Source organism: Bradyrhizobium elkanii WSM2783 (assembly GCF_000472865.1).
Taxonomy (GTDB): Bacteria; Pseudomonadota; Alphaproteobacteria; order Rhizobiales; family Xanthobacteraceae; genus Bradyrhizobium; species Bradyrhizobium elkanii_A.
Genome location: NZ_AXAP01000178.1, coordinates 1 through 5,718 on the forward strand (window position 1 = coordinate 1; position 5,718 = coordinate 5,718).

General features: G+C 58.4%; 7 protein-coding genes. 5 read left to right on the top strand and 2 right to left on the bottom strand.

The genetic code is table 11. The annotated features are described in order from the left end of the window. Nucleotides 1-221: helix-turn-helix domain-containing protein (locus YY7_RS59925; RefSeq protein ID WP_196237465.1), on the bottom strand; the 221-nt coding region annotated here is incomplete at its 3' end. A 481-nt stretch (nucleotides 222-702) separates the two neighbouring features. Here YY7_RS59925 and YY7_RS0149285 point away from each other — a divergent pair. The 5 genes from YY7_RS0149285 to YY7_RS0149315 all read left to right on the top strand — a co-directional run bounded on the left by YY7_RS0149285 (nucleotide 703) and on the right by YY7_RS0149315 (nucleotide 4,851). Further along, complete coding sequence (locus tag YY7_RS0149285; protein ID WP_028169359.1) at nucleotides 703-1,500, top strand: class I SAM-dependent methyltransferase; 798 nt, start codon at nucleotides 703-705, stop codon at nucleotides 1,498-1,500. A 202-nt stretch (nucleotides 1,501-1,702) separates the two neighbouring features. Further along, nucleotides 1,703-2,377, top strand: coding sequence for an alpha/beta hydrolase (locus YY7_RS0149290; protein ID WP_028169360.1), 675 nt, complete (start codon nucleotides 1,703-1,705; stop codon nucleotides 2,375-2,377). Nucleotides 2,378-2,618: 241 nt separating this feature from the next. Next, nucleotides 2,619-3,032 (top strand): cupin domain-containing protein, encoded by a 414-nt coding sequence (locus YY7_RS0149300; RefSeq protein WP_028169361.1) that lies wholly within the window; start codon nucleotides 2,619-2,621, stop codon nucleotides 3,030-3,032. Between the two features lie 413 nt (nucleotides 3,033-3,445). Next, nucleotides 3,446-3,616: a hypothetical protein gene (locus tag YY7_RS61640; RefSeq protein WP_155255687.1), complete on the top strand. Its 171-nt coding sequence runs from the start codon at nucleotides 3,446-3,448 to the stop codon at nucleotides 3,614-3,616. A 581-nt stretch (nucleotides 3,617-4,197) separates the two neighbouring features. After that, nucleotides 4,198-4,851 (top strand): HD domain-containing protein, encoded by a 654-nt coding sequence (locus YY7_RS0149315; protein WP_155255688.1) that lies wholly within the window; start codon nucleotides 4,198-4,200, stop codon nucleotides 4,849-4,851. A 179-nt stretch (nucleotides 4,852-5,030) separates the two neighbouring features. Here YY7_RS0149315 and YY7_RS0149320 read toward each other — a convergent pair. Continuing rightward, on the bottom strand, nucleotides 5,031-5,718 hold a 688-nt coding region (locus YY7_RS0149320), incomplete at its 5' end, for an alpha/beta fold hydrolase (protein ID WP_028169365.1).

Genomic DNA, 5,718 nt, shown 5'->3' on the forward strand with positions numbered 1-5,718 from the left:
AATCGGCGGCGCCACTTGCCAACGGTGTGTTCATGGATGCCAAGTTCGGCAGCCACAGATTTGCTTGGCAAGCCATCTGCGCACCGTAGGATCGCGCGGCACCGCTCAGATAGCGACCGGGCCACACGATAACGACGAACCTGCCTCTCTAAATATGCTCGCTCTTGCGGACTCAGCACCAACGGCTCGATTGGCCGGCCTCTAACACCTGCATTCGCCACAAGCGCTCTCCTCTACAGAGAATCGAGCCATCATATAATGTGACGAACTTGCGTTCCAGATGACTAGTTGCAGGGCGCATTTATCTACGCGCCATCGTATCGCCTGTATCGACACCCAGGCGGACCGGGAAGCCGCCCAGAAGGGCATTAGGGCGCGGGCCGCGCGGAGGCGGAAGCTTGGTCGTTGCGCATGGAAGGCTACGGCGGGACCAGCCATCCCTGACGCCCGTCGGCTCCTAGCTGTTGGCTTGCGCTCGGCTGCGCCAGCGCTCATGACCCAGCAACGAGATTCACGATTAAGGCGACACGTTGAATTGCCTATGACGTAGTCGTTTCACCCAGCACGAGACGCCAATCGTGCAAAGGGTTGCCAAATTGCCAGATCACGTCGCTTCAACAGCGTTTAGTGCGACCGCAGCATACTGAGGAGTTGTTGAGGAAGCGCGGCGAGTTAACTGAGAGGCGCCGAGAAGGAGGCAACATGACATCCAAAACCTCAGAGGTTGGGAAACAGTATAGCGACAGCCAAAAGCTCGCCGCGCGGGCGCGCATCAAATCGAAATACAAAATCGCGGAGGTCGGTTGGTATCCATGGGTTGCGAGGCAACTGCCGCTTCAAGCGCGAGATCGGGCCCTCGACATCGGCTGCGGTCCGGGTTGGTTCTGGGAAGCAGTGGTGAGCGTATTGCCGGAGAGACTTGATCTGACCCTTGCTGATCTCTCGCCCGGCATGGTCCAAGAAGCCATAGAGCGTTGCCAGACATTGCCATTCACGTCAGTTCAAGGCCGACAAGCCGACGCATCTGCGCTTCCCTTTGAGGAAGGCTCCTTTGATGCGGTGATTGCCATGCACATGCTCTATCATTTGCCAGCCCCAGCGAAAGGCATCGCAGAAACATATCGCATGCTGAAGCCGGGAGGCTTTCTGGCGGTGACGACCAGCGGGGCCCGCAACATGCGTAAGATGTATGAGCTGACGACCGTATTCGGCAGTTCCCCGTCCGATCCGGCTGCTGCAACCTTTGGGTTCGACACAGCCGATCGACTGATGCGGTCCCAATTCGGCAACGTCACCATGTCGCAGCACCCCGCCAGGCTTCGGATCACCGAGCCCGAAGATGTCTTCCTGGCGCTCACTTCCTATCCGCCTGGGGATGGCGCCAAGGAGCCTCAACTTGCCGCATTACGCAAAGCCATCGGCAGTGCATTTCAGCTAGGCAATGGTGTTCTTGAGGTCGACAAAGAGGACGGGCCGTTCCTTAGCAGGAAAGTGGCCTGATCAACACACAGTGATGTGGCGGTGGCGATTTAGCGATGCCGGTAATCTCTATCAGCGCCTGCGAAATTATCATTGAGTGCGACGTTCCCCTCCCTTTGTCGGCATCGTTCCGCGGAACCATGCTCGGGGGGCGCCGTTTAGGGATTCGCGGGGGTGTAGCGCCTCGCTGCTTGCACTCGCGTCGGCCTTGTAGGAGCGCGTCATGGCCAGGATCAACAACATCGTTTTGGTTCACGGTGCCTTCGTCGACGGATCGAGTTGGGCTGGCGTCTACGCCATCCTCATTGAGCACGGTTTCACCGTCAGCGTCGTCCAGAACCCGACCATCTCGCTGGAGGGCGACGTGGCCGCGACCAATCTGATCCTCGATGAGCAGGAAGGTCCGGCGGTGCTGGTCGGTCATTCTTACGGCGGGGTGGTGATCACTGAGGCGGGCGTGCATCCCAAAGTCGCGGCCCTCGTCTACATCGCCGCCTTCGCTCCGGACAAAGGCGAGTCCGTCAACACCATCGTCGGCCGCCCGCCGTCGTTTACGCCGCCGAAGGAAGGATATCTTTTCCAAGACAAGGCGAAGATGGCGGCCGCGTTCGGTGCTGATGTGGATTCCAAGACCGCCGGCTTCTGGGCCGACAGCCAGGTGCCGTTTGGCTTGGAGGCGAACAATGCCGTGGTCACCGAGCCCGCGTGGAAGAAAAAGCCGAGTTGGTATCTCGTGGCCACGGACGACAAGATGATCTCGGCGCCGACGCAACGGCGGATGGCGAACCGCGCGGGCTCGAAAGTCGTCGAGGTCCCCGGAAGTCACGCGATCTACGTCTCCAATCCGCGCGCGGTGGGGGGGCTGATTGAGCAGGCGACGGACGCCAACTCAGGATAGTCTGCGGCTTCGATGCAAAGCGTTTTATAAAATATAGTTCAGCTCCGTCTGAGTGACGGCATCGAACTCTCGTCGTTGCTTCCCGCTCATGCCTTCATCCCAACCGAGCAAGACCGGTTGGATCCGCTCGTCGCCCTTGTCGTGCAAATCGAGGCCGCCGTGGTGCACAATTTTGTTGGATTCTTGGTACTTTTATCTAGCCGAACAAGTGGCATCTTCGGACCAGTTCGAGGAGCAGATCATGAAGATTCAAACCATTGTCACTGCTATCGTTACTGCTCTCGCGCTTGCCGGCCCGGTCGCAGCGTATGGCGCCCAAACCGAAACGGTTGCGCCTAAATTCAATCAGCCGATCCCGAATATTCCTGGAAAGTCGCTTGTCGTCGTGGAAGTCGACTACGCGCCGGGGGCCGCTTCCCCGTCGCACACGCATGCGAAGTCCGCGTTCATCTATGCCTACGTCCTCTCGGGCGAGATCGAGTCGAAGGTGAATGACGGCGAGACCCGCATCTACAAGGTCGGCGAGAGTTGGTCCGAACCGCCGAACGCAGCCCATCAGATCAGCCGCAACGCCAGCAAGAGCAAGCCGGCAAAGCTGCTCGCGGTCTTTGTCGTTGATTCCAACGACAAAGTACTGACCACCCCGGTGAAGTAAGCCAAAGCGATAGCACCTGCTGGCGTAACAGAACTGCAAGCGCTTCGCGCGGGTAACCAAGCGAGATCTACGTTTTCAGTTCTGACGGTTCATAGTTCACCTTTGCTGTAGAGATGGCTCGATGCCGCTGAGTGCGGTGTGGGGAGACGATGGAAAATCAGTCAAGAACGACCGATGCGTTGTTAGGGATCGCTCTTGGAGCGGGATGTGGCTTTTCAAGTTCGCCTCGTTCCTTTGAGGAGCTCTCGGTTGCGACCCGCGACTTTGTACGCAATTTGCGACGGGTCGTTCGATCACGGAAAGCTGAACCAAGTGTCCGAAAACGCCGAGGCGAGGTTCATAGAAATGGCCAAGCGGGCGCGTGGATTTGGTCGATATTAGAATTGAAGCAACCAGACGCGGCAGGAATCGACATGGATGATCTGGCGGTTGGCGGGCTTTTAGCTACGTGCATCGGCCTTGCTGGCGCTGCTTTTCTTTTCCCTGATGCATTCTATAATTTGGCGGTCGCCGGCGCCGGCTTATTCCAGAGATTGGAAGTAGCTGGCTTGGCGCAAACGCACCACCTCCTTCCTTTAAAATAACCGCCCCCGCTCGCCGTTCGTGCTTCCAGTTGGGAATGGACGGCCTAATCTGTCTAGGCGAGCGCCCATGCGCAGTTTGAATCTTCCTGCGTAAAGGCGAGCCAAAGATTGATCCGACATGGCCCGATCGGCTGCGAACGTGGGCTTGCCGCCCCTTCCGGACCTTCGGCTCGGTTTTGGCGATGGCCGGCCCAGCGCGGCTTTCCTTTCGGGGCAGGAGGGCGTATCCTATCGACGCTGAGTTAAAGGCTCTGCGTTGAATCTAGGCTCCCGACGAGCCGCTTTTGATCGACCGCTTGGTCGACGTCGCTCCTGAACCGATCGGTTGCATCAACCAAGGAGGAGCCAATGAACAGCAGCACCATCCACAAATGCGTCGCTGAGGCGATCGGCACCTTCTGGCTCCCCTTCGCGGGTTGCTGAATGAGGAGTTGTTCTCCCATTCGTTGAAGGGGGCATCGTCAGGTTAAAATGCGGGCTTGCTAACGGCAGTTCAGAAACCAGCGGTAATGCGGGTCACCTCGGCCCTGACCTGAAAGGCGTGAGTTCGGGCACCTGATACTGATGGAGGATGGACCATGATGGTCAACGAGATTTCCGGCGTGAAGATTCCCGACAGTCAATTGGCGCGCGAAGCAACGCAGTTCATTCGCGACACCGAGAGCGACTTTCTGTTTCAGCACTCCAGCCGCGTCTATTTCTGGGGCGCCCTGGCCGGGACGCGCAAGAAGCTGACATTCGATCCGGAGCTGCTGTACACGGCGACCATGTTCCATGATCTCGGCCTGACCTCCGGCTTCCAGGAAAGTCGGCTGCGCTTCGAGGTGGACGGCGCGAATGCGGCGCGCGACTTCCTGCGAAGCTACGGCATCTCGGAGAGCGATATCGAGAAGGTCTGGCTTGCGATCGCGCTGCACACTACGCCGGGAATCTCCGAGCACCTCCATCCCGTCGCCGCGCTTACTGCGGAGGGCGTGATGATGGATCTCGTAAGCCTTGGCTATGACGAATTCACCGACGTGCAGCGGGGGGCGGTGGTGACGGCCTATCCCCGTGCGCCGCAATTCGTGGAGGACCTTCTCCAGGCGTTTTACGACGGCCTCAAGCACCGGCCGGAAATGACCCAACAGACCGGCCTCGCCGATATCATGGCCTGCAAGGACCCCCATTTTCACCGAAGCGACTTTTGCAGCCTGATGCGGAGCTCGCGTTGGGCCGCTCAGCCGGTGTCTTGAACCTGTAAATCGAAGACGTGAAAGGATGGCGTTTCTAGCGTCGGCAGGCTGCCTATGGAGTAGCGAAGGCACTTCCGCTTATGGCCCGAGAGCGAAGTTCGGCTTGGCTTCGAAATGGTCTGCTTTATCGGGGTAGAGCGGAAGTGATCGACCGATCAGCCAAATGGCGCTGTTGACCCTCAGCGGACGTCGGCACGCCAAAATCGCGTCACGGCGGCGATGACTGCTTCCGGAGCGTCTTCTTGAACAAGGTGCTTCGCTCCGGAAACGATCATCAACGGAGCCGAGAGCCGGCGCGACAACTCTTTTCCGTCCGACAGCGGGCACCACTCGTCTTCTTCTCCCCAAATAAGCGTAACAGGACAGCGCATCTCTCCGTAACGCCACTCGATCTCCTGCGTATACTTATCGTCCATTTGCGCAATCTGCCGCCAGAATGCCTTTTGACCCTCATCACCAAGCCACGGGTGCAAATACAACGACATGTCGGAAGTACGCAGGGCCTTGGCAACCGCACCGTCGATGTAAGCGCGCAAGATAGCTTCATGGACATAGGCCGGCAGATGAGAGAAGACGTCCTCGTGTTGCTTGGCTGATTGAACAAGCGCTGATCCTTGAGGGCTGATTGCTACAGGGTCTATTAGAGTAAGCGATCTGTATTCGAGCCCGTCGAGCAGATGCCCCCGCAAAGCAGTGGATCCTCCGAAGTCGTGTGCGACGATATCCGGAGGACCGATGCCCCAATGTTCGCAGAGGGCCGCGAAGAGACGGTTTTGAATGCCTCTCGACACGTCAGCGTTCGGCATATCGGATCGACCGTATCCCAGCATGTCGAAGTAGTATACGCGGCGTTCCTGTGCAAGCAGA